We start from the raw sequence: 20,766 nt of genomic DNA, 5'->3' as shown, positions 1-20,766 counted from the left end.
GTGATGGGCGAGAACGGTGGTGCCGTTGTGGGTCTGGGAGCCGGGCGGTGCTGTCACCCGGGATGATGGGACGCGTCAGTTGTTGCGGTATGCCGCGGTCTGCATGTTCGCCTCCGCTTCTGCGACGACGGGGTCTGGTGCGGTGGACCGGTCGTCGCCGGTGGTGGCGTGACCCCGGGTCTCGTCGACCCGCGTGTGGGTCGCCTGGACACCGCGCGGCACGACCGCGCGCTGCAGCAGCGAGAAGACGCCCTCGAGGATGAGGGCGAGCACGATGATGATGATCGAGCCGGCGAGCATCTGCGCGTAGTCGCGTACCGGGAGGCCGTCGAGGATGTAGCGACCGAGACCGGGGCCGTTGGTGAGGAACGCGACGACGGTGGCGGTCGCGATCGTCTGCAGGACCGCCGAGCGGACGCCACCGATCATGAGCGGGAGGGCGAGCGGGATCTCCACCTTGCCGAGGATCTGCCACTCGTTCATCCCGACGGCACGCGCGGCGTCGATGGTCTGGCGGTCGATCGACTCGACCCCGCCGTACGCACCGGCCAGGACGGGCGGGACGGCGAGCACGACGAGTGCGGTGATCGCGGGGACGAGACTCGTGCTGGAGAAGCCCCACCCGAGCGTGATGAGCGCGAGGAGTGAGAGCAGACCGAGGGTCGGCAGCGCCCGGAGCGCGCCGGTGATCGCGACCGCGATCTCCCGTCCCTTCCCGGTGTGCCCGATGAGGAGCCCGAGCGGGATCGCGATGACGCAGGCGATGAGGACGGTCAGGCCGGTCACGGCCAGGTGCTGGAGCACCCGCACGGGGATGCCGCCTGGGCCCTCCCAGTGCGCGGGGTCGAAGATCCAGGCGAAGGCGGCGAGGAAGTTGATCATGCTGCTCCTCCCCCGGCGGTCGCCAGCTCACGGGCTTCGGTGGCCGCGCGACGACGACGGATCGCGCCTTTCGAGCTGATCCGCGTCCACGGCATGAGGAGTCGGCCGAGGAGCACCAGCAGGACGTCGAACACGATCGCGATCACGACCGTCCCGACGATGCCGGTCAGGATCTCGATCGGGAACTGCCGGTTGTAGCCGTCGGTGAAGAGGTAGCCGAGGTTCGTGACGCCGATGAGGGCGCCGACGCTCAGCAGGCTGATCGTGCTCGCGGAGACCACCCGGATGCCGGCGAGCATGAGCGGACCCGCAAGCGGGAACTCGACCCGCCAGAACCGCTGGCCGGTGGAGAACCCCACGGCCTGTGCCGACTGCCGCACCCCGGCGTCGACGGCGTCGAGCGCGTCGGCGACCGTGCGGACGAGCAGGGCCACGGCGTAGATGGTGAGCGCGATCACGACGTTCGCCGGATCGAGGATCTTCGTGCCGATGAGGGACGGCATGAGGACGAACAGCGGCAAGGACGGGATCGCGTAGAGGATGCCGCTCAGTGTGAGCAGCACGCCACGCGACCACCGGTACCGGTGTGCGAGCCAGCCGAGGGGGAGGGAGATGAGGAACCCCAGGATGATCGGGGGCAGGCTCAGCTGGACATGGGTGAGGGTGAGGTCCCAGATCATGTCCCAGTTCGCGATGACCCAGCTCATGTGGATGCGCCGTCCTTCCGGACGTCCAGGCCAGGGCGGTCGCCTGCGCCGGGCCCGGCTCCGAGGACGCCGGCGGGGCGGCCCGACTCGTCGACGACCACGTCGCGTCCGTCGACGCGCTCGACGTGGAGCGTCCGCTGGCCACGATCGGCGCCGATGAACTGGGCGACGAAGTCGTCGGCAGGGTTGGCGACGATCTCGGCCGGCGTGCCGACTTGGGCGATCTGGCCACCCTTCTGCAGGATGACGACCTGGTCGCCGAGGAGGAAGGCCTCGTCGATGTCGTGGGTGACGAACACGATCGTCTTCGCGATGTCGCGCTGCAGTCGGAGCAGCTCCCGCTGGAGCTCGGCACGCACGAGCGGGTCGACGGCGCCGAACGGCTCGTCCATGAGCAGGATGTTCGGGTCGATCGCGAGGCCTCGTGCCACGCCGACGCGCTGCTGCTGGCCGCCGGACAACTGACTCGGGTACCGGTCGGCGAGCGCGCGGTCGAGTCCGACGGTGTCGAGGAGGGTGAGGGCGTCCGCCCGGGCCTGCTTCTTGTTGACGCCGGTGAGCATGGGCACCGTGGCCACGTTGTCGATCACGGTGCGGTGCGGGAGGAGACCGGAGTTCTGCATGACGTAGCCGATGCGGCGACGGAGACGAACCGGGTCGACGGCGGAGACGACCTCGTCGTCGATGACGATGCGTCCCTCGCTCGGGTCGACCATGCGGTTGATCATCCGCAGGAGCGTGGTCTTGCCGCAGCCTGAGGACCCGACGAAGACCGTGGTGGACCGCGACGGGATCGTGAGGGAGAAGTCGTCGACCGCGAGGGTGCCGTCGTCGAAGCGCTTGGAGACGTGTTCGAAGGAGATCATGCTGGACCGATGCCTCTTCTCTGCACGGCTGTTCGTGACAGGTCGTCTTCCAAGGGTCGTCGCCGCCGCGGTCGGTGGCTCGCTGAACGTCTCTCGGTCGGTGGTCCGAACCTACCGGAGGGCACTGACATCGCCCACCCCCTCGACACGTGTCGAAATACATGGCATGCGACGACGTGGGTGCGCCCTCGCACGTTCGCCGGCCGGCCGCCGTCGCTCAGGATCGGTCGACGCCCAACGCGGCGAGCGCCGCCGTGACGAGCTGCTGACCGTGCAGCTCCTGCTCGATCGCCGACCGGAGGCCGGCGTGGGCGACGGAGAACCCGACCGACCATCCGTCGTGCTCCGCCGGGCCGAGCGCGTCCGCCGCGACGACCGCCTCGACCGCCAGCACGTCCGCGAGGAGGGCGGTCGAGCGTTCCAGCAGTCGCAGCGAGGTCCCGGCGAAGGAGGCCGGGTCGTCCGAGTCCTCGTCCGGCACGCCGGCGGTGACGACCGGGGTCGCGAGCACGCGCAGTTCAGCGACGAGGTCCGCCGCCGACTGACCGAGCCGACCCGGTACGAGCCCGTGCCCGGTCCCCCGCGGGTCGACCCCGCCTCCGGTGATGCGTCCGAGCCGTCGCTCGGCGGCAGCAGCGGTGTGCGCGATGGCCGCGCGGAGCCCGTCGAAGGCGCGGGCGAGCCGCGCGCCATGCAGCAGCCCGCCCGTCCGCAGGACGCCCGACGTCTGATCGACGAGTGGGTCCTCCGAGGCCGTTCCGAGCGTCGCTTCCACGAGCTGGACGGCCGCCGTGACCTCGTCGGCGAGCGCACCGTTGATCTGCGGGGTCGCCCGGAGCCGCAGTCCGTCCCGGTCCCGTCCGCCGCGCGCACCCTCCGGGCCGACCGGCGTCGCCAACAACTCGGAGATCCGCTCGCCGCTGGCCCGGATACCCGCCGACGGGCTGCCGGCGAGGACCCTCGCGTCGAACGCCGGTCCTCGCCCGCCGAGCCCGGACCGCGCAGCGGCCCGCGACGAGAGCGCGCTCGTGGTGTCCGCCAGTCGGCTGAGCGCGCCGAGCCGGTGGAGTGCGAGCGCACCGACGCCGAGCGAGTAGGCGTTGTGGTGGACGAACGCCAACCCCTCGTGCACAGCGAGGTCGAGCGGTGCGAGCCCGACCCGCGACAGGGCGACCTGGGCGGAGAGCCGCTCACCCGCGAGGACCGCTTCCCCCTGCCCGATCACGAGCGTCGCGACGGACGCCAGGTGGGTCTCGTCGCCGTCGCCGAGGGAGCCGACGGACGGGATCACCGGGGTCACCCCACGGTTGAGGAGCTCCGCGACGAACACGGCCGTCTCGAGGCGGATCCCGGATGCGCCACGGGTCCATCCGGCGAGCCGGGCGGCGACCACCGCCCGAGCACGGTCCACCGAGAGCGGCAGTCCGATGCCGCCACGGCGGTCATGGACGACACGCTCCTCCACGGCCGAGGCATCGAGCGTCGCGGTGCGCGGAGCCGCTCGTCCCCCGGCGGGACCAGGGATCCGTGGACCCTGGGACCGAGGGCCCGGCGCACCGACGCCGATCGGCGTCGTCTGCCGGTCGACGACGGCCCGGCCGGCGCCGATGCGGTCGAGCGCCGGGGTGTCGAGGACGACGATGGCGTCGTCGCGGGACACGGCCACGAGGTCGTCGACCGAGATCGGGCCGATGCCGAACACGACCGGGGCTCCCATCAGTGCGCGCCCGTCGATCGGTCGGCGGCGTTCGTCTGGTCTGCGCTGTTGGACACGGGTCGCTCCATCCGCTCGTCATGGGCCGTGGTCCGGCCGGGATGGACGTCAGCGTACGAGCGCCTGGCGGCCGGTGCACGGTGTGTGTCGACGTGTGACAGCACACGGGGACGGTCGGTGCTCGGCGAGGTGTCCGTCGACCTCAGCGGTAGCGGCGGCCCTCGTCGCGACGGTAGAGAGCGAGGACCACGACGGTCAGGACGAGGGTCCAGGCCAGGACGCCGACCCACGACCACCACGGCAACTCGCCACCCTGGACCGCCCAGACGACGAGCTCCCGGGTCTGGCGGCTCGGGAGGAACATCGACAGCCGGTCGAGCCACGGGGCGAAGAGGAACGGTGGGATGAACAGTCCGCCGGCGAAGGCCAGCGAGAACATGACCACCTGCACCACCGCGATCGCGGCCTTGCTGGGGAGGGCGTACCCGATCGCGGTGCCCAGGAGCATGAACGGCAGGGCACCCACCAGGAGCGCCACGATGCCACCGAGCAGTCCTGTCGGAGTCGTGGTGGCGGCGGTCAGGAGCGCACCGAGCACGACGACCGGTATGACGGCCGCGAACCCGAGGAGACCGACCGAGCACAGGTGCGAGAGGACACGGGCGACACCCGTCACCGGAAGGGTGCGGAGGTACGGATCCCACGCCTGCTCCCTCGCCTGGGCGATGGTCAGGCCGAAGCCGAACAGGGAGTTGGCGAGCACCGCGAAGACGATGAGGGAGATGACGGCCTGGGTCGCGATGACGGGATCGCCGGCGACCTGCGCCTGCGGGACGACGAAGAACAGCAGCGAGAGCGCGGGGAAGACGAGCGAGCCGATCAGCGCGATCGGGACGCGCACGGTCTCGAGCAGGGAGTACCGCGCGTGCAGGGCGGTGAGCTGGAGTGTGGTGGCCATCAGGCGGCGCTCCGTTCGACGTCCGCCCGGGCATCCGCGGTGAGGGTCAGGAACGCTTCCTCGAGGGTCGCGCCGCGCACGGCGAGATCGGTGAACGGGACCTCGGACCGGACGAGATCGCGCACGAATGCATCGGCGTCGCGGACGTCCAGTTCGACGACGTCACCGTCACGACTCGCCTGGACGACTCCGGCGAGCCGCTCCACCGCTCCGGGGTCGGTGGTCCGGAGCCGCACCCGGTGGATGCCGACGAGCCCGAGCACGTCGCGCAGTGGGGCATCGGTGATGACCCGTCCATCCCCCAGCACCACGACGCGCTCGGCGAGCGCTTCGATCTCCTCGAGGTAGTGACTGGTGAGGACGATCGTCGCCCCGAGCTCGTGTTGCCGGCGGATCGCGTCCCAGAGGGTCCGGCGGGCGTCGACGTCGAGGCCCGTCGTCGGCTCGTCGAGGAGCACGAGACGCGGTCTGCCGACGAACGCGAGTGCGACCGCGAGGCGGCGCTGCTGGCCGCCCGAGAGCGAGCCCGTCTGGCGTCGGAGGAGGTCGCCGAAACCGAACTGCTCCGCCAGGGCGGCCGTCGGCACGCGGTCTGCGAAGTGCCGTCCGACGAAGTCGACGACCTCTCCCACCCGGAGCGTGGGCGGCAGTGCCGTCTCCTGCGGTGTCGATCCGAGCCTGGTGCGGTTGACCGCTTGGGCGGGATCGCCGCCGAAGAGCGTCACCGTGCCGGTCGTCGGACGTCGGGTGCCCTGCAGCAGGGACAGCACGGTGGACTTGCCGGCGCCGTTGGGCCCGAGGAGCCCGACGAGCGAGCCCGGCTCGATACTGAGGTCGACGTCGTGCAGCGCGGTCACGTCGCCGTAGCGTCGTGTCACGCCCTCGAGGGTGGCCAGTGATGTGATCGTCATGATGTCCCCGTTCCCGACGCGCCGCCGAGCATCGCTCGGAGGCCGGTCATGTAGTCCTCGAACGCGCGGCGCCCGAGCGTGGTGAGTTCCAGGTAGGTGACCGGGGTGCGTCCCCGGTGGGTCTTCGTGACGAGGACGTAGGCGCCGTCCTCGAGTTTCCGCAGGTGCGTGGACAGGTTCCCGGCGGTCATGTCGAGCATCTCCTGCAGGCGGGGGAACGACATGCTGCTGTCCGCATCGATCGCCGCGAGCGTCGACATGATGCGCAGGCGGGCCTGGGCATGGATGAGGGGGTCGAGTTCCTCCATCGGTCACGCCGCCGATCGGTGGGCACGCCGACGGCGGGTCGCCTCGAGGAAGGTCGCGTACACGAGGAACCCACCTCCGCCGGCGATGGCCATGATGAGCGCGTTGCCAGGCGAGCCGAAGAACGGCGCGGCCATGCCGACCACGATGATCCAGATGCCCATGCCGTACATGAGGCGGTCGCGCCAGACTGCTCCACCTGCGAGGTACAGCAGACCGACCACGAGGCTGTAGATGGCCGGGTAGAAGATGGCGGCGAGTGCGGGTGCCATCCCGGCAGCGAACAGAGCGCCGCCGAACACCGCCGCTGCCGTGCACCCGATCGCCCAGGCGATGCCGTACATGGTCCCCTGCACCTGCTGTGCTCCCTGGATCCCGCGAGACACGCGGGAGCCGATGATCGACGACGAGACGATGCCGCCAACCATCAGGATCCCGAAGAGCCACCCGGCGACCGCCGGCGGGGTGGTGAACCAGGGGTTCTCGTCGCTCGCGGACCAGAGCGCGAGGAACCCGACGGTCCACGCGACACCCCAGATGTACACGATCGCGATGGTGGGCCTCGTGAAGATGTCGTCGACACGGCTCGCCTGTCGCTCCTGCAGAGCGAGCATGGCGGCCGGGTCGAGCGCATCCGAGCCGTCGGTGGGTTCCATCGGTGAAGTCATATCTACTTTGTAACGCAAACCACTCTGCGAAGCAACCCTGTTTGCGACACAGCGCTAGACGTGCCCGCTTCACACCGAGGTGCCACAGCCCAACTGCCCTTCGACAGGCTCAGGGACCGGGTTCATCCGGCCGCCCCTCTCCCGCTCACCCTTCGACAAACTCAGGGACCGAATCACCTTCAGTGAACCTCTCCCGGTCACTGAGCCTGTCGAAGTGCGGCACAGCTCGGGGACCGAAGCGGTGCGGACAGACTTCTCCCGGTCACTGAGCCTGTCGAAGTGCCCACGAGGACGCCTCATCATCCCGGGCACACTTCTCCCGGTCACTGAGCTTGTCGAAGTGCCCACGAGGACGCCTCATCGTCCCGGGCACACCGGTCCCGGTCACTGAGCCTGTCGAAGTGCCCACGAGGGCACCTCATCGTTCCGAGCACACCTCTCCCGGTCACTGAGCTTGTCGAAGTGCCCACGAGGAACCCCTTCGACAGGCTCAGGGACGGGCGGGTGGTCAGAACGGGGCGGGGTCCGGTTCAGTCCGATACTGCTTCCCGTCGGGTGTCGTCCACTCGAGTACCCCACCGGGCTGGTGGTCGAGGTCCCACCCGGGGAGATGCTTCATCCGGTGATGATGTCGGCAGAGACAGGCGAGGTTACCGACATCCGTCGTCCCGCCGTCTTCCCATGCGACCGAGTGGTCGAGGTCGCAGGCCCGGGCTCGCCTGCCGCAGCCTGGTGCGCGACAGGTGCCGTCCCGCAGGCGGACCGCGCGTTGCAGGTCGGCCGGGACCCGGTATTGATTCCGCCCGACGGAGAGGACGGCGCCGGTTTCCGGCTGGACGAGGATCCTGGTGAAGCTTGGTGCGTTCACCGCGATGCGAGCCGCGGTCTCGGGGTCGATCGGGCCGTACCCGTCGAGCATCGCCGGGGCATCGCTCACGCCCGCCATGCTGAGCGCCGGCACCGTGATCTGCACCGTCGGCTTGATGTGCTCCTGCACCTCGATCGGATGCGGAAGCACCGGGCTCGACATCACGTCCTCGGGCGTGACGCCGGTGAGCGCGAGTGCTGCGAGGGCGTCGGCCTGCAGCTGGGCGCAGGTGCGGGTGTAGCCAGCTGCGCGAGATTCCGAGGCCGCTGCTTCGACGCGCTCGATGATGCCCTGGGCGATGGGTGCGGTGGTGAAGAGGTGCACCCATGCCATGCCGTCGGCTTCGGGTTCGAACGCGACCCGGCGGTCGGCTTCGGAGCGGGTTGCACGTGCGGTGATCGACTCGGGGTGGAGTCGCTCGCGCAGCACGCGGGCGCTCGTGCGGAGGCCAGCGGCCGTGGTGCGCTCGGCGACGACGAGGACGCGGTCGAGGAACACCGCCCGTCCAGCAGCAGGGACGTCGCAGAGCTGATCGGTGATCACCTGCGCATGCCGCGCCGAGATGTGGCCGGCCTCCAGCGACGCCAGCACGGCCGGTGCGTCATTGACGAGACGTTCGGCGTCGTTCGTTGCAAGCTGGACCGTCCGCTCCGGCATCCGGGTCGCCATCGCGAGAGCCGCACACGTCGACCGACGGGACAGCGCCCGACGCTCAGCTGGCGGAAAGGTCGCCGGGACCGTGACGTCCGCGAAGGCATCGGCATAGGCGGCGGAGCGGGCCAGCAGACGCGCCTTCCGTGCGTCCAAGACGGCCTGCTGCCGGTGGATCTCAGTCCACTCGTCCGAGAACTCCGCCAGCTGCGCGGCGTATTCGTCGCCGACGCGGATCGCGGCTGGCGTGGTCTCGGTCATGGAACAAGTTCATCATGGACCACTGACATTCCAGATGCCGAGTCGAAGCGACTGTGGAAGTTCCTCGTGCGCCCTTCGACAAGCTCAGGGACCGAAGGAGGTTACTCAGGGACCGGAGGAAGGGTTCGCCGCATCAGGAGGCCCGGAGCGGCAGCACACCGCGTCCAGCCCGATACGATGGAGGGCTGATGTCCGACCTCCGAATCTCCTACCCGCCCGAGCTGCCGGTCAGTGCCGCCCGCGCGGACATCGCGCGTGCCATCAGCGAGAACCAGGTCGTCATCGTCGCCGGGGCGACGGGTTCCGGCAAGACCACGCAGCTGCCGAAGATCTGCCTCGAGCTCGGTCGCCAGTCCATCGGGCACACGCAGCCCCGACGACTGGCCGCGCGCACGATCGCCGAACGCATTTCGGAGGAGCTCGGCCAGGAGCTCGGTGGCATCGTCGGCTACCAGGTCCGCTTCACCGATCAGGCGTCGAAGGCGACGAAGATCAAACTGATGACCGACGGCATCCTGCTGAACGAGATCCACCGCGACCGGATGCTGCGCAAGTACGACACGATCATCATCGACGAGGCACACGAGCGCAGCCTCAACATCGACTTCCTGCTCGGCTACCTCAAGCAGCTCCTCCCCCAGCGCCCCGACCTCAAGGTCATCATCACGTCCGCGACGATCGACCCGGAGAGCTTCTCGAAGCACTTCGACGGAGCACCCATCGTCGAGGTCTCCGGCCGCACGTACCCGGTCGAGATCCGCTACCGGCCGCTCGTGGCCGACGAGCCCACCGACGACGACGAGGACGCCCCGGAGTCCGAAGCCGCCGACCGCGACTACCTCGAAGGCATCAACGCCGCCCTCGACGAGCTGGCGCGCGAGTCGATGGGCGACGTCCTCGTCTTCCTGTCCGGCGAGACGGAGATCCGCGACGCCGCCGACGCCATCCGCGGGCGCAACCTGCCCGGCACCGAGGTGCTGCCACTCTACGGCCGGCTCTCCTCCGCCGACCAGCACCGCGTGTTCCAGCCATCGACCGTGGCAGGTCTCCGACGGCGCATCATCCTCGCGACGAACGTGGCCGAGACGAGCCTCACGGTGCCCGGCATCAAGTACGTCATCGACGCCGGAACCGCCCGCATCTCGCGCTACAGCGTGCGCTCCAAGGTGCAGCGGCTCCCCATCGAGGCGATCTCGCAGGCTTCGGCGAACCAGCGTTCGGGTCGGTCCGGCCGTACGAGCGACGGTATCGCCATCCGCCTCTACTCGGAGGACGACTTCGCGAAGCGCCCGGAGTTCACCGAACCGGAGATCCTCCGCACGAACCTCGCCGCGGTGATCCTCCAGATGATCTCCCTCGGCCTCGGCGACATCGCCGCCTTCCCCTTCCTCCAGCCACCGGACGCCCGGGGCATCAAGGACGGCGTCGATCTGCTGTCCGAACTCGGCGCGATCGAGACGCGCACCTTCGCCGACGGCTCACCTCGCGGCGGCGGTCCACGCCTCACGCGGGTGGGGCGCGACCTCAGCCGCCTGCCGATCGATCCGCGGTTCGCGCGCATGGTCGTGGAGTCGAAGCAGCACGGGGTGTCGCGGGAGGTGCTCGCGATCGTCGCGGCGCTCACCATCCAGGACCCACGCGAACGACCGCTCGAGCACCGACAGAAGGCCGACGAACTGCACCGCCGGTTCGTCGACCCCACGAGCGACTTCCTCGCCCTCCTGAACCTCTGGAACTACCTCGAGGAGAAACAGGACGAGCTGTCGTCGAGCGCGTTCCGTCGGCTCTGCAAGAACGAGTTCCTCAACTACCTCCGCGTCCGCGAGTGGCACGACGTCTACCGCCAGCTGCGTCAACTCGCGAAGCCTCTCGGCCTGACGATCAACGAGCCGGCGGTGAACCCCGACGGCATCCACAAGTCGCTCCTCGCGGGGCTCCTCTCGCACATCGGGCTGAAGGACCAGACCGTCGCTCCGGTCGTGAAGGGCCGGAACGCTCCACCGGCGACGAAGACCGCGAAGAAGGGCGACTACATCGGCGCCCGCCAGACGCGCTTCGTCCTCTTCCCCGGGTCCGCGCTCGCGAAGAAGCAGCCGAACGCCGTCATGAGCGCGGAACTCGTGGAGACGAGCCGGCTGTTCGCCCGCACCAACGCCTCGATCGACCCGGCGTGGGCGGAACAGATCGCCGGCGACCTCTGCAAGCGCTCGTACAGCGAGCCGCACTGGGAGAAGAACCAGGGCTCCGCCGTCGCCTTCGAGAAGGTGACCCTCTTCGGCGTGCCGATCGTGCCGCGCCGCCGGGTGCAGTTCGGTCGCATCGACCAGGAGCAGGCCCGCGAACTGTTCCTGCGGCACGCGCTCGTCGACGGCGAGTGGACCCACGACATCGGTCGCGACAAACTGTTCGACTTCCACCGCGCGAACCGACGGCTGCGCAAGGAGCTGAGTGAGCTCGAGGAGCGGACGCGACGCCGCGACATCCTCTTCGACGACGAAGCCGTCTTCGACTTCTACGACGCCCGCGTCCCTTCCGAGGTCTCGACGACGCGGGGCTTCGAGTCCTGGTGGCGCAAGACGCGCGTCGACCAGCCCGAGCTGCTCACGATGCGCCAGGAGGACCTCCTCCCCGAGGACGCTCTGGCGGTGGACGAGGACCGCTTCCCCGCCGAGTGGGTGCAGGCCGACCAGCGGTTGAAGCTCAGCTACCGTTTCGAGCCCGGAAGCGACGACGACGGCGTGACGGTCATCGTCCCGCTCGCCCTGCTCGACCGACTCTCGCCCGCGGGTTTCGACTGGCAGGTCCCCGGTCTCCGTCGGGACCTCATCACGGCGATGATCAAAGCGCTCCCGAAAGCCCTGCGTCGGAACATCGTGCCTGCGGCCGACTGGGCGGCGAAGCTGCTCGCCGAGCTCCCCGCCGACGTCCCGGCGGTCGCCCCCGGCAGTCCCGCCGCCGAGGACTCCTTCGCCACCCGTCTCGCGAACGCGATCAAGCGGCTCTCCTACATGGACATCTCAGCCTCGGACTTCGAGATGGAACGCGTCCCCGAGCACCTGCTCGTGACCTTCCGGGTCATCGATGAGCGCGGCCGGACGCTCGCCAGCGGCAAGGACCTCGTCGAGCTGCAGCAGCGCCTCAAGCAGCGCACCCGGGCGAGCGTCGCCAAGGTCGCGGCCGCCAGAGTGCCCAACGCCATCGAGCGCTCCGGGTTCACCAGGTGGGACTTCGACGACCTCCCCCGTTTCATCGACATTCGCCAGGAGGACGGCGTGATCCGCGGCTACCCCGCGATCGTCGACGACGGTACGAGCGTGTCGATCCGGATCATGAGCACGGAGGCCGACCAGGCCCGCGCCATGCCCGCGGGGGTGCGCCGCCTCCTCCTGCTCGCGATCCCGTCCCCGACGGCCTATGTGCAGCAGCACCTCAAAGCCAACGAGAAGCTCGCGCTCGCGACGAGCCCCTACCGGTCGACGCCGGCGTTGTTCGAGGACTGCCTCGCCGCCTGCATCGACGACGTCCTGTTCCGTGTGGTGCCCGACGGACAGGTGTTCTCCCGGCTGCAGTACGAGACGCTTCGCGACCGCGTGTCCGCCTCGGTCATGGACCGCATGTTCCAGACGGTCGCCATCGTCGCCCGCATCCTGCAGGCCGCGCGCGACACGGAGAAGGCCATGAAGGCGGCGACGAGCATGACGCTGCTCGCGGCCCTCACCGACATGCGAGGCCAGCTCGACGGACTGGTCTTCCCGGGCTTCGTCTCCCGGACGGGCTCAGCACGACTCGAACATCTGCCCCGCTACCTCGCCGGCATCCGTTACCGCGCCGAGCGACTGACGGACAACCCGAACCGCGACCGGGTGTGGATGACGGAGGCGCAGACGGCGTCGGCGCGGTTCGAGGCCGCCGGCGGCACGATCCCACTGCCCGCCGAGGCTCCGGAGCACCTCGTGAAGGCCCGGTGGATGCTCGAGGAGCTCCGGATCAGCCTGTTCGCCCAGCAGCTGGGCACGGCCGAATCGGTCTCGTTGCAGCGCCTGCAGAAGGTCCTCGCGAGCTAGCGCTCCCCGGTCCCTGAGCCTGGCGAACGAAGGGCTCCGCTCGCGGACCCCGTCCCTGAGCCTGTCGAAGGGCTCCGCTCGCGGACCCTAGTCCCTGACCCTGTCGAAGGGCGCATCTCGACGAGCTCGTTGTCCGGAGTCGGCGATTCAGGCGTCCGGTCCCGTCGCCACCGGACGCTCCGGGTGGTTCGCCCACTCGCTCCACGACCCCGGGTACAGCACCGGTTCGAAGCCGGCCAGGGTGAGTGCGACCGCGTTGTGCGCCGCGGTCACCCCACTGCCGCAGTAGGTCGCGACCGTCGCGTCCGCAGGCACGCCCGCGGCGAGGAACTGCTCGTGGAGGGCCTCGGGCGACAGGAATCGGCCGTCGGCGCCGACGTTGGCGGTCGTCGGTGTGCTGAGCGCTCCGGGGATGTGACCGGCCCGAGGGTCGATCGGTTCGACCTCGCCCCGGTACCGTTCGCCGGCGCGCGCGTCGAGCAGCACCCGTCCCTCACCCGCCCACGTCGCGGCGGTGTCGATGTCGATGGTCGGCAGGACGCCCGTCGTCAGCGTGACCGTCCCGGGTTCCGGGACGACCTCGCCGCGCGCCACGGGCAGTCCGGCGTCCGTCCACGCCCGGAACGCGCCGTCGAGGATGCGGACGTCCGCGATGCCGGCGTTCCGCAGCACCCACCAGGCTCGTGCCGCCGACAGGCTCTTGAGATCGTCGTAGACCACGACCACGTCGCCGTCGTCGACGCCCCACGATCGCGCGGACGCCTGGAGCGCCTCGCGATCGGGCAGGGGGTGACGGCCTCGGACGGCCGGTTCTCCGGTCGGCACGGGGTCGGCCAGCTCGTGGTCGAGGTCGACGTACACCGCGCCGGGCAGGTGCCCCTCGAGGTAGGCGGGCCGTCCGTCCGGTGCGTCGAGTCGCCACCGCACGTCCAGGACGCGCACCGGCGTCCCGGAGGCGATCAGAGCGGCGAGGTCGTCCGGGGCGATGAGGATGGGCATGCGTCCAGCGTACGCACGCGAGGTCGACGGGACCTGCGCCCGACCGGTCGGTCACCGTCACACCGGGTAACAGAGTTGCAGCTCCGGCCGGATGAGCGAAACGTAGCCTGTGCAGCGTCCACCGAATCGGCGTTGCAGCAGTCGTCCACAGCCGTTCGAAGGATCCCCCGTGAGCTCAGTCCACCCGGCAGCCGCCTCCGTGACCACCTTGCCGTCCCCCGTCGACGGTGGCGAGGTCGCCCCCGGTTTCGCCTCCCTGTCCCCCGACGACTTCAAGGCGGCGTTCCGTCAGCACCCGGCCGGCGTCTCGGTCATCACCGCGGACGACGGCAGCGGGCCGGTGGGGCTCACCGCCACCTCGGTCTTCTCCGTCAGTGCGGAACCGCCGCTCCTCGTCTTCTCCGTGTCGTCGCTGTCCTCGAGCGCGCCGACCATCACCGCGTCCGACACCGTCGTCGTCCACCTCCTGGGTTCCGAGCAGCTGCACATCGCGAAGCTCTGCGCGACGAGCGGGATCGACCGTTTCGCCGACACCTCCATCTGGGACCGCCTGCCGACGGGCGAGCCGTACTTCACGGGCAACGGCGTCTGGATCCGCGGACGCATCGTCAACCGCATGGAGGCGGGCACCTCGACGGTCATCGCGGTGCACGCGCTGGAGTCGAGCGTCTCGCAGCTGCAAGCGGCCGAGGAGCCGGTCCGGGCCGAGCCTGCCGCCGAGGCGCCCGCTCCCGCCGTCCCGACATTCAGCCCCAGCTTCGACGGCGCGCCGCTCGTCTACCACAACCGCACCTGGCACCGTCTCGACGCGAACTCGCAGATCGACAGCTGAGCGGCCTGCTGCTGGACATCTGTGCACTCCAACCCGCCGTCGGTCCACCGATCTCCGGATAGCGTGGTGACATCACCATCGTCGAGAGGACCCTCATGGCTGGATCGAAAGCCCGCACCGCCGCACGTCTGCTGCTCGGAGGCGCACTCGTGTTCGCCGGCATCAGCCACCTGACCTTCGCTCGGAAGGACTTCCAGGCGCAGGTGCCGGAATGGGTGCCGATCGACGAGGACACCACCGTGCTCGCCTCGGGCGTCGTCGAGATCGCGCTGGGTGCGGCACTCGCCTCAGGCGTGAAGCGGACGGCCGTCGGCAACCTCGCTGCGGCGTTCTTCACCGCGATCTTCCCGGGCAACCTCTCCCAGTGGCTCAACCGCCGCGACGCCTTCGGTCTCGACACCGACAGCCGCCGGTTCACCCGGCTCTTCTTCCAGCCCGTGCTCATCGCCTGGGCCCTCTGGTCCACCCGCCGCTGACCACCAGCCGTCGCTGAGTCGCCCGGATCTGCGCGTTTCCTCGTCGGATTCGAACATCCTCGGGCGAGTCAGCGGCGCACGGCGGATCGCCAGGTAGGGTCGAGGACACCAGAGCCACAGGGAGAACGATGCTGACGACCGAAGCGACCATGGACGAGCTGCTCGTCGCCGAATCCGTCGAGACGCCGAGCGCCGGACGCAACGGTGTCGTGAGTCTCGTCTCACTCGTCGTTATCCTCACGATCGTGGTCACCGCGATCGCGGCGCTCTTCCTCCCGGTCGTCCAGGGCGCGACGGCGTTCTTCTACTTCTTCCTGGCCGGCTTCGGTGGCCTCGGCGGCTGACGCCGCTATACGCTGAACGCCTGAGGGCCGGATGGAATCGTGGATTCCATCCGGCCCTCAGCTGGTTAGCGTAGTGATGTGCCGTGTCGACAATCCTGGCGCTGATGTGTAGGGGTTGGCTCAAGGAACCGCTGAAGGCAGACAGAGTAGCTAACGCCTAGATGCTTCATAGAAGTTGGCACAAGCTTGGAGCATCGCTATCGCTGGCCTTCCGGCAGCCTCGCTTCATCGTGGGCTAGGGGTGTTGTCATGCGGCGAACGTCGCCCAGATAAGCCCTCCAGTGCAGAGGACGAGGCCGAATGTTGCGATGACAAGCGCCCAAGAGTTAACTCGGATCTGTGCGGACATTTTCTGGTCGAGCTGCGCTCGGTGCTCAACGATCCAGAGGTCGAGGACTTCCTTCCCGCCCCACGCAACATGGGGTCCGCCGATCCGTGTCAGCACGCCGCTCAATCGCTCGGGCTCTTCAGTCGTCGGCTCAGCAACAAGAGTGGGTTCAATCGATTTCTGCATACCGCCACCATGACACCTTGTCACCCACCCAATCCACCTCTGCAACCCGGAGGCCGTATTCCAAGAACTCTGCAAAGCAAGTCGGGTGCATGTCGAGGTACTGATAGCTGAGGCGATGTATCCGCTCCTGTTGCCTTGGTTCTGCTGGACGCCCCGAGGGTGATGGAGCGCACAAGTCGTCTAACCTCGAGCTGTGAGAAGTCAACGTGATGATCCACTCATCGCCAAACTGGTTGCGGCCGTTGCACCTCGGGGCTGGGCATTTCACGGGCAATGGCCAGCGGCTGAGACTGCCTCGTTGGTGGAGCTGGATGCTGCAGTCCTGGACGATGCGCTGACTGAGATGTGGAATCGAAACGGCGCACAGCGTCTTCGCCACGTCGGCTACCCGCTGGGGAGGTTCGGCCGGTTGCGCAGCATCGAGTACCAACGGCGTTTCCAGCTGCGCTCTCTTCTTGTGATCGAAGCCGTGGATTGCCACCGAGAGAAGCGATATGCGGCGGCCACCGCTCTCACGCTCGCACAGATAGATGGGCTCACGACAGATGTCATGGGCTCCACGTTCTTCCGCCACGAACCTGATGCCGGCGCCCCTGCGTACACGGATGACGATACGCTTGCCGGCATCGACGGCAACCTGCCCGTCGTTCGTGCATCGTTCAGCGCACCGGTGGATGTGACCGCGCGTCACGGTTCAATCTCGCGCCACGGCATTCTCCACGGCCGTGACCTCACCTACGCGACACAGACGACGTCGACGAAGGCGCTCGTGCTGCTGGGCGCACTCGTTGAGCGCCTGCAGGCTCCCGCCCAGGAAAGAGCTCGGCTTGAGCGGCGTCGCACGGACATCGAGCAGATGAAGCTCGATGGCGTAGACGAACGTGGCCGGCTTCTTGACGCCCGCTGCCTCCCCGAGACCTACATGTTCCGCGCCGATCTGAGCACAGATGTGCACTCAACGATGATGAGCGAATCTCTCAGCGAGCACATGCTGATCCAGAGTGCCCACCGGCGGCTGAAGGAGCGAGGTCTGCATCGAGGGAGTTTCCAGCTGCTCGACGTTGGGGCACGCCGCTTCGCATGGTCGTTTCGTCTTCCCAGCGGCCACTACCTTGGCGCCTCGCACGACATGGTCAAGGCGACAGTTCCGGTGGAGGTCGCGGAGTTCACCTGGGACGCACCGATGGCTCCGGTGGCCGCACCATGGACCGACGAATCGGGGTGGACGGCAGTGCCGTTCGGGACACCCCAGACTCTGAACTGGGATGCTCCGAAGTTCTTCGCGTAGGCAGAACCTGGATCCCCCGGGGCCCGCGTCCTAGACAACCGCCCGCATCACCGGACGCGTCCACTTAGGGGTTGGCGTCGCTCTAGTTCTGCTGACGTACGGAGGTGCTCTCATCCGAGCGTCCTCTTTCCCCGACGAACCATGCCTCCGGTAGGCCGCGACGAACTTCCCGACACCGCGATTAGGCGGTGCTGTAGCGCTGGCTACTCGTCTTCTCTTGCGAATTCCTCGATGTACGCAACCATCGTCGCAGCCTCGTCGTCGGCTACGCCATGGGTGGTCAACGCCTTCAACAGGGTCGGGTGCAGACGATCTCGGAGGTCAGCCGGAATGACCTCCATGGTGAGCATGTTCCCGGCATAGGCGAGCACTCGCATGACAGCGATATTCGCCTCCGTGCTCGCTGCCACCTGATTATCGAATAGGACTCGGTGGTCGCGCTTCGTCGCGCTATGCCCAGCGGAAGCAAGCAGTATTGAGTAGGCGAGCACCTTGGCTGACCGACGCACATCACCGTGACGCAGCCACACGTTCGCCGACGGCCAGAGCTGCTCAGCGAAAAGCAGTTCCGTGTGGTTCTTCTGTGCGGCCCGCGCGAAACGCTCTAGTTGCCTGCCGAACACGACACCGTCCCGCCTGCTCGCAAGGGCATGGAGCATGAACCCTTCGTAAATCGGACGCCTGTTGGGCGCCGCTATCTGTCGGGCCTGCTCCCACAATAGGTATGCGTCGTCAAGATCACCGTCGGCGAAAGCAAGGGACGCGAGCGCACCCGCAGCGCGAGACCGCGCGTTCTCGTCGCCAGAGCGCTTGGCAAGTTCCTCTGCGCGTCGCGCTACAGAGCGCGCCGTTTCATAATCCGAGGCGTCATCGTCGTTGACGAAGGTGTTCGCCAGGGACGCGAGCGCCAGCGCTGCTCGTTCGTCGTCTCCAAAGGCTTCCGCCTGCGCTGCGGCTCTTTCGAAATGTGGACGCGCATCGTGCGGCCGATGGGCGCGAGAATAGATTTCGCCTACGTTCATCTCGACCAACGCTCCCAAGACTCGGTCGCTACGGTCCTGCGCGATCTCGCTGGCTGCCTGGAGGCGTTCGAGCGCCCTCTCATCGTCATCCAATTTCATCAAGACCAAGGCAGAGTCATTGAGAGCATTACCGAAAACAGTGGGCTGATCCGAAGGTGACAGTTCATCGAGAGCATCGTCATACAAGGCCAGCGCGACATCCAGCGCACGGTAGGAATGCTCCGCGACACGGGCAAAGTCGAGAAGCAAAGACGCCCGCGGACTATCGACAGCACCGAGAAGACGAGCGGCTGAACGTAGAAGGTCGAGCGCCTCAGATGAGTCCGCGCCCGCGTCCATCATCAGCAAGCCGGACAACCTGAAACACTCCCCCGCAAAGCTGGACGACACACCCCCGCCATTGACAGCGAAGTTCCGTAGGTGCCGAGCGCCTTCCTCCGAATGCCCAGATGCGAGCCAGACGATACGGAGGTTTCTGAGGCCGCGGCTGGCCCACTCCTCATCGCCGTTCCGGATCAAGTCCTTGACCGCACCCAGTAGAACGTCCTCCGCCTCAGCGAGTCCCGACTCCTCCGCGTCTGGTGATGTCGATTCCGATACCCGGGCGTCGAGCGCCTGAGATACAAGCACCGCTCCGAGATCGGCGAGGGCCTGGGACCGATGGACGCCCACCGCTTTCTCCACAGCGCGGCGCAACAGTGGGACCGCCCGGTCGAAGTCCTCGATCTTCGCGTAGTCGATTGCAAGTTCGTGGGCAGTGTCCACGAACAGCACTGGGTCGCCCGACTCCTCAGCCGCGGCGAGAGCGCGTTCTGCATACGCGAGGGCTCGTAGTTGATGTCCGCCGTCCCTCTGAGACTGCGCTAGATGCCCCAGGGCCGCAATCTGCAATTGGGTATCGCCTCGGCGCTCAGCATTCTTCAACACGCGACGCAGCTTTGTTCGCCCGCCTTGAGCGTCACCGTCGAACATGTCCATCACGGCGCTGCGCGCAAGCCATGACCCTGCCAGGTGAGGGTCCCCAGCGTCATGGGCGCGCTTCTCGAGGCGCTGCAGGCGCTGCCGAGCTTCGTCGGTGCGATCCTCGACCGCCGCATACTCGACGAGGTTCAGCTCGGTCCCGACCGTGCCGACAATGTCGCCGAGCTGCTCATACCGTTCGAGCGCTTCTGTCGTGGCCTTGCGCGCTTCGGAAGTGTCCCCGGTTTCGTGATGCAAAGCACCAATGCTCTGAAGGAGTTGGGCAGCTCCGAGCGAATCGCCCACCTCGTCAGCAGCGTGGGCAGCATCGCGATACAGAGCGAGGGCATCATCGGTGCGCCCTTCGCGGCGTGCGATGAACGCTGTGATGGCGAGGACTCTCGATGTCACCTCAGTCGCTGGAGCTTCTGCCCGTATTAGGCGGGCGCGTTCGCTGCCTGTTGTCTCGCTTTGGTACTCATCGAGCACGGACTCGAGCGGAACACCGAGAACGTAGGAGACGCCGATGCTGGCGAGTGCGTTCGCGGCGATGAAAGCCCCATAGCCGGCGAGCTCGCCAGCGACATCAACCAACTCGGCGATGTGTTCGTCGTCTCGCCGCTTGTAGGCGCGCATGAGCGCGCCCACGACCAGCTCGTGTCCGTTTTCGAGGTCGCGCCAATCGTCGGGGAGCTCGGGATCCCATTCAGTCATCAGACGCCTCCTCCGGAAGGCGCTCGCGCCGATCGATGGTCGCCAGTGTCATGGCTCTGACAATGGCACGGGACAACGCATCATAGACAAGAGAGTCCAGCTCATCCGCATTCTGGAAGTTCCGCGTAACGACCTCTGAGATCTGCTGCTCTTTGATGAACTCGGCGACGTCTTCGGGAAGCTCCGCATCCTTACGGATGAGAATGTATCGATTCGCTCCGCCGTCCCGCGCGGCAAGGTACTCGGCGTACACGATGGGAGAGAGGCCTCCATCGACGAGAAGAATCAGGCCCGCGCTCGTCTTGGCATAATTGACACACTCCTGCTCTGAGTGGAGCTCGCCGATGGCCGCGTCGCGCTCCCAGTACCATGACCGATGCCCCGAGACTCGGTCGACAGCGCTTGCAGTTATAAGGCGTTCAGCGTCGAGGGTTGTTCTCATCCGAGAGCTGATGAAGACGCGGGCGTGGTCGTGGTCCCTGCCATAGACGATCTCGTCCCTCAGCTCTTGCGAGACCCTTCTACCCAACGCCGATCCTCTTTCTGTTCCCGCGACCACTCTGCCAGATCATCCCGCGCGGAGGGGCGCCGGGCCGTGAGTGCGCCGCGCGCCTAGCTATCCACTGGATAGTCTGCGATTTGCAGCATGTGAACCGCGATGCCACCCGCACGGTGTCAGAGGTGTGGCCTGTCGCCTCCGTAATAAAGTCTCCCCGGGGCGATCTCCCCGTCTTGCCCACGCGACGAAGAGCGCCCCAATC

At 67.8% G+C, this 20,766-nt stretch carries 18 protein-coding genes; 5 read left to right on the top strand and 13 right to left on the bottom strand.

Going from position 1 to position 20,766, the window contains the following annotated elements; genetic code table 11:
• Window positions 1-75 precede the first annotated feature (75 nt).
• From IFR14_RS07745 to IFR14_RS07705, 9 genes are all read right to left on the bottom strand, one after another.
• Window positions 76-882 (bottom strand): ABC transporter permease, encoded by an 807-nt coding sequence (locus IFR14_RS07745; RefSeq protein ID WP_079705430.1) that lies wholly within the window; start codon window positions 880-882, stop codon window positions 76-78.
• Window positions 879-1,589, bottom strand: a complete 711-nt coding sequence (locus IFR14_RS07740) for an ABC transporter permease (RefSeq protein WP_079705429.1) — start codon at window positions 1,587-1,589, stop codon at window positions 879-881. The genes IFR14_RS07745 and IFR14_RS07740 overlap by 4 nt, the downstream gene beginning before the upstream one ends.
• A complete protein-coding gene (locus IFR14_RS07735; protein WP_124768934.1) occupies window positions 1,586-2,455 on the bottom strand; it encodes an ABC transporter ATP-binding protein in 870 nt (289 codons plus the stop codon). The genes IFR14_RS07740 and IFR14_RS07735 overlap by 4 nt, the downstream gene beginning before the upstream one ends.
• Window positions 2,456-2,672: 217 nt before the next feature.
• On the bottom strand, window positions 2,673-4,172 hold the full coding sequence (locus IFR14_RS07730) for an aromatic amino acid lyase (protein WP_191940728.1): 1,500 nt from the start codon (window positions 4,170-4,172) through the stop codon (window positions 2,673-2,675).
• Window positions 4,173-4,371: 199 nt separating this feature from the next.
• Window positions 4,372-5,127, bottom strand: a complete 756-nt coding sequence (locus IFR14_RS07725; RefSeq protein ID WP_137242035.1) for an ABC transporter permease — start codon at window positions 5,125-5,127, stop codon at window positions 4,372-4,374.
• Window positions 5,127-6,038 carry an ABC transporter ATP-binding protein gene (locus IFR14_RS07720; protein WP_124768931.1) on the bottom strand — a complete coding sequence of 304 codons (912 nt, stop codon included), beginning with the start codon at window positions 6,036-6,038 and terminating at the stop codon, window positions 5,127-5,129. Before IFR14_RS07720 ends, IFR14_RS07725 begins: the two co-directional genes overlap by 1 nt.
• Entirely contained in the window at window positions 6,035-6,346 is a 312-nt protein-coding gene (locus IFR14_RS07715; RefSeq protein ID WP_079705424.1) for a transcriptional regulator, read from the bottom strand. The genes IFR14_RS07720 and IFR14_RS07715 overlap by 4 nt, the downstream gene beginning before the upstream one ends.
• A gap of 3 nt (window positions 6,347-6,349) precedes the next feature.
• Window positions 6,350-7,012 carry a hypothetical protein gene (locus IFR14_RS07710; protein ID WP_124768930.1) on the bottom strand — a complete coding sequence of 221 codons (663 nt, stop codon included), beginning with the start codon at window positions 7,010-7,012 and terminating at the stop codon, window positions 6,350-6,352.
• A 508-nt stretch (window positions 7,013-7,520) separates the two neighbouring features.
• The gene (locus IFR14_RS07705; RefSeq protein ID WP_191940727.1) at window positions 7,521-8,792 is read right to left on the bottom strand and encodes an HNH endonuclease signature motif containing protein; all 1,272 of its coding nucleotides are present in this window, start codon (window positions 8,790-8,792) and stop codon (window positions 7,521-7,523) included.
• Between the two features lie 188 nt (window positions 8,793-8,980).
• On the opposite strand from IFR14_RS07705, the gene hrpA reads away from it, so the two are divergent.
• Window positions 8,981-12,856: an ATP-dependent RNA helicase HrpA gene (gene hrpA / locus IFR14_RS07700; RefSeq protein WP_191940726.1), complete on the top strand. Its 3,876-nt coding sequence runs from the start codon at window positions 8,981-8,983 to the stop codon at window positions 12,854-12,856.
• Window positions 12,857-13,003: 147 nt separating this feature from the next.
• Here the strand turns inward: hrpA and IFR14_RS07695 are convergent, their stop codons facing one another.
• Window positions 13,004-13,855 (bottom strand): sulfurtransferase, encoded by an 852-nt coding sequence (locus IFR14_RS07695; RefSeq protein ID WP_191940725.1) that lies wholly within the window; start codon window positions 13,853-13,855, stop codon window positions 13,004-13,006.
• Window positions 13,856-14,054: 199 nt separating this feature from the next.
• Here IFR14_RS07695 and IFR14_RS07690 point away from each other — a divergent pair, with 199 nt between their 5' ends.
• The 3 genes from IFR14_RS07690 to IFR14_RS07680 all read left to right on the top strand — a co-directional run bounded on the left by IFR14_RS07690 (window position 14,055) and on the right by IFR14_RS07680 (window position 15,507).
• The gene (locus IFR14_RS07690) at window positions 14,055-14,687 is read left to right on the top strand and encodes a flavin reductase family protein (RefSeq protein WP_342365695.1); all 633 of its coding nucleotides are present in this window, start codon (window positions 14,055-14,057) and stop codon (window positions 14,685-14,687) included.
• Between the two features lie 95 nt (window positions 14,688-14,782).
• Window positions 14,783-15,163 carry a DoxX family protein gene (locus IFR14_RS07685; RefSeq protein WP_079705419.1) on the top strand — a complete coding sequence of 127 codons (381 nt, stop codon included), beginning with the start codon at window positions 14,783-14,785 and terminating at the stop codon, window positions 15,161-15,163.
• Between the two features lie 128 nt (window positions 15,164-15,291).
• A complete protein-coding gene (locus IFR14_RS07680) occupies window positions 15,292-15,507 on the top strand; it encodes a hypothetical protein (RefSeq protein WP_191940724.1) in 216 nt (71 codons plus the stop codon).
• A gap of 247 nt (window positions 15,508-15,754) precedes the next feature.
• On the opposite strand, the gene IFR14_RS07675 is transcribed toward IFR14_RS07680, so the two are convergent.
• Window positions 15,755-16,021, bottom strand: a complete 267-nt coding sequence (locus IFR14_RS07675) for a hypothetical protein (RefSeq protein WP_191940723.1) — start codon at window positions 16,019-16,021, stop codon at window positions 15,755-15,757.
• A gap of 298 nt (window positions 16,022-16,319) precedes the next feature.
• Between IFR14_RS07675 and IFR14_RS07670 the strand changes: the two genes are divergently transcribed.
• Window positions 16,320-17,309 (top strand): hypothetical protein, encoded by a 990-nt coding sequence (locus IFR14_RS07670; protein WP_191940722.1) that lies wholly within the window; start codon window positions 16,320-16,322, stop codon window positions 17,307-17,309.
• A gap of 203 nt (window positions 17,310-17,512) precedes the next feature.
• Here the strand turns inward: IFR14_RS07670 and IFR14_RS07665 are convergent, their stop codons facing one another.
• On the bottom strand, window positions 17,513-20,005 hold the full coding sequence (locus tag IFR14_RS07665; RefSeq protein WP_191940721.1) for a tetratricopeptide repeat protein: 2,493 nt from the start codon (window positions 20,003-20,005) through the stop codon (window positions 17,513-17,515).
• Window positions 19,998-20,564 (bottom strand): hypothetical protein, encoded by a 567-nt coding sequence (locus tag IFR14_RS07660; protein WP_191940720.1) that lies wholly within the window; start codon window positions 20,562-20,564, stop codon window positions 19,998-20,000. Before IFR14_RS07660 ends, IFR14_RS07665 begins: the two co-directional genes overlap by 8 nt.
• Between the last annotated feature and the right edge of the window lie 202 nt (window positions 20,565-20,766).

Source organism: Plantibacter sp. CFBP 8775, from assembly GCF_014839505.1.
GTDB classification, from domain to species: domain Bacteria; phylum Actinomycetota; class Actinomycetes; order Actinomycetales; family Microbacteriaceae; genus Plantibacter; species Plantibacter auratus.
This window is presented reverse-complemented; position numbering and strand designations above follow the sequence as displayed.

What these genes read in the sequence shown, in the direction of transcription:
- IFR14_RS07680 (WP_191940724.1), top strand. Translation starts at nt 15,292, where the DNA reads ATGCTGACGACCGAAGCGACCATGGACGAGCTGCTCGTCGCCGAATCC.
- IFR14_RS07705 (WP_191940727.1), bottom strand. Translation starts at nt 8,792, where the DNA reads ATGACCGAGACCACGCCAGCCGCGATCCGCGTCGGCGACGAATACGCC.
- hrpA (WP_191940726.1), top strand. Translation starts at nt 8,981, where the DNA reads ATGTCCGACCTCCGAATCTCCTACCCGCCCGAGCTGCCGGTCAGTGCC.
- IFR14_RS07685 (WP_079705419.1), top strand. Translation starts at nt 14,783, where the DNA reads ATGGCTGGATCGAAAGCCCGCACCGCCGCACGTCTGCTGCTCGGAGGC.
- IFR14_RS07695 (WP_191940725.1), bottom strand. Translation starts at nt 13,855, where the DNA reads ATGCCCATCCTCATCGCCCCGGACGACCTCGCCGCTCTGATCGCCTCC.
- IFR14_RS07730 (WP_191940728.1), bottom strand. Translation starts at nt 4,172, where the DNA reads ATGGGAGCCCCGGTCGTGTTCGGCATCGGCCCGATCTCGGTCGACGAC.
- IFR14_RS07675 (WP_191940723.1), bottom strand. Translation starts at nt 16,021, where the DNA reads ATGCAGAAATCGATTGAACCCACTCTTGTTGCTGAGCCGACGACTGAA.
- IFR14_RS07710 (WP_124768930.1), bottom strand. Translation starts at nt 7,012, where the DNA reads ATGACTTCACCGATGGAACCCACCGACGGCTCGGATGCGCTCGACCCG.
- IFR14_RS07720 (WP_124768931.1), bottom strand. Translation starts at nt 6,038, where the DNA reads ATGACGATCACATCACTGGCCACCCTCGAGGGCGTGACACGACGCTAC.
- IFR14_RS07725 (WP_137242035.1), bottom strand. Translation starts at nt 5,127, where the DNA reads ATGGCCACCACACTCCAGCTCACCGCCCTGCACGCGCGGTACTCCCTG.
- IFR14_RS07745 (WP_079705430.1), bottom strand. Translation starts at nt 882, where the DNA reads ATGATCAACTTCCTCGCCGCCTTCGCCTGGATCTTCGACCCCGCGCAC.
- IFR14_RS07665 (WP_191940721.1), bottom strand. Translation starts at nt 20,005, where the DNA reads ATGACTGAATGGGATCCCGAGCTCCCCGACGATTGGCGCGACCTCGAA.
- IFR14_RS07715 (WP_079705424.1), bottom strand. Translation starts at nt 6,346, where the DNA reads ATGGAGGAACTCGACCCCCTCATCCATGCCCAGGCCCGCCTGCGCATC.
- IFR14_RS07735 (WP_124768934.1), bottom strand. Translation starts at nt 2,455, where the DNA reads ATGATCTCCTTCGAACACGTCTCCAAGCGCTTCGACGACGGCACCCTC.
- IFR14_RS07740 (WP_079705429.1), bottom strand. Translation starts at nt 1,589, where the DNA reads ATGAGCTGGGTCATCGCGAACTGGGACATGATCTGGGACCTCACCCTC.